2 protein-coding genes are annotated in these 2,066 nt (G+C 60.3%); both read right to left on the bottom strand.

The annotated features are described in order from the left end of the window. Nucleotides 1-380, bottom strand: a 380-nt coding sequence (locus WAQ08_RS00555; RefSeq protein WP_422188695.1) for an NADPH-dependent FMN reductase, incomplete at its 3' end; no start/stop codon positions are given. 116 nt (nt 381-496) lie between these two features. Next, nucleotides 497-2,026 (bottom strand): IS3 family transposase, encoded by a 1,530-nt coding sequence (locus WAQ08_RS00550; RefSeq protein ID WP_058086131.1) that lies wholly within the window; start codon nt 2,024-2,026, stop codon nt 497-499. Nucleotides 2,027-2,066 lie beyond the last annotated feature (40 nt).

Here is a 2,066-nt window from a genome sequence, read left to right as displayed (position 1 = left end):
TGGGTGGCCTCTGCCAGAACGGAATGATTGGCCGCTTTGAACCGGAACGGCTGGCGGGTTTGCACTGGACTAGATGGCAGATTTAGTCCGGAATACGCAAGGTCGCGCAATTCCTGCACCTTGGGATGGGTGTCGGGCGCGCCATCGGGCAGCGGCAGGCCGGCTGGATCGTAGATGCGTGTGTCGGCGCCCAAGGCGTTGAGCAGGCGGGCGGCCTCCAGCGTCAGCAGTTTGCTGTAGGAGCGTTCGCGCAGGGAGCCATACAGCAGCAAGATGCGCGGAGGATGTGTGGCGCGGCCTATCCCGGCCAGGGGCTGAACGTCTGGTTGATCGAACAGCGCAGGAACCACATTGGGCAGATCGGCAAGCGTTGGAGTCACGGGCTACCTTTGCAGTGGGCGTGCGATGGCCTTGGGCCCATCGTCCGTGCCGGAGGACTCCAGCACATTAGGGTGGCCGGGAAGGGTCCGGGGGTGCGGCAGAAAACTTGGACTGGTTAAACGGCGATTCCCAGGCTTTGGCGATGCCCGACAGGGCTGCGAGCACCAAGGGAGACTTTGATCCGCGCCTCGTTGTACCACCGGATGTATGTGTCCAAGCAGACGATGAACTCGTCGATGGACGTGTGCAACCAGTCGCGAGTGAAGAACATCTCGATCTTCAAGCGGCCAAAGAACCCCTCACATGCGGCGTTGTCTGGCGAACATCCTTTGCGCGACATGGACCGAGTCAGGTTGGCGTCGGCAATCCGCGATAGCCAGCCTGGCCATCGATAGTGGGCGCCGCGATCAGAATGCACCACGGGCGCGGACCCGCTGGTAGCGATCTTGTCGATGGCCGAATCCAGCATCGTGTTGACCAGATCGGCATTTGGCCGCGTGCCGATTGACCAGCTCACGACCATGCCATCGAAGCAATCGATCATGGGCGACAAGTAGACCTTGCCTGCCGGGATCTGGAATTCCGTGATGTCTGTGAGCCACTTCTCGTTCGGTGCACTGGCACTGAAATCACGGTTGAGGAGGTTGTCCGGCGCGGGGCTGATCTCACCCATGTACGAGCCGTATCGACGACGCTTGCTTGTTGCGGCAACCAGGCGTTCTTCCTTCATAAGCCGGCGCACAACCTTCTCAGACACGGTCATCGACCGGTCGGCCAGCGAGGCGTGTATCCGCCGGGAGCCGTAGCACCTGTAGTTGCGCTCAAAGATGTCGGTCATGGCCTTGCGCACGTCGGCATACTTCTCGGCCACTTGAAGTCGGGCCCGATGGTAGAAGTAGGAACTGCGTGGCAGCTTGAGCTCGCAGAGCAGGTCCGTCACCGAGTAAGTGGCCTTCAGGGCATCAACCAACAGTGTCTTCTCCCGATTCGTCAGGTCCTGCTGGTCGATGCCCAGTTCTTTTTTTAGGAGTTCGTTCGCCTTCTTCAGCAGGTCCTTCTCGAGCTGCAACCGCCTGACGTCCTGTCGCAGCGCTTCTAGCTGTTGTTCCAAGGCTGCTTGATCGGAGCTTGCGGGGGCGTCTTGCTTGCGCTTCATCGATGCGGATACGTCGTGGCCGAGCAGCTGATTCTTCCACTTGTACAGCGAGCCACGACACACGCCAACCTCGTCGGCGACAGTCTGCGCGCTGGATTCGCGTGTGCACAAGGCAATCACTGCAGACTGCTTGGCTTCGGGGGGCAGCTCCGGGGATCGGCTAACGATACGCACGCCATCCTGCGGATGGAGCTCTTGAAGCCACGCAGACAACATTGCCCTTGAGGGATAGCCGAGCGCCTTGATCGTCAGCGCGATGCAGCGGCCGTGCTCAAGGTAATGGTCCACTGCCTGGCGTTTGTCCGCCTCGGAGTACCTGGGCCGACGTGCGTAACCTGCGCGCAAGTCTTGGCTCGTCTCGAATTCGCGGTACCAGTTCCTGAGCGCGTTCTTCGTTGGATAGCCAAGCTGGCGAATGGTCAACCCAACGCGCTTGCCCAACTTGATGTAGAGCTGTACGGCTCGCAGCCGATCCTCGTATGAAAACATGAACTACCTCCAGGTAGTCCAAGAAATCGTCCGCACCCCC

The organism is Aquabacterium sp. (assembly GCF_049274795.1).
Taxonomy (GTDB): Bacteria; Pseudomonadota; Gammaproteobacteria; order Burkholderiales; family Burkholderiaceae_C; genus Aquabacterium.
This window is presented reverse-complemented; position numbering and strand designations above follow the sequence as displayed.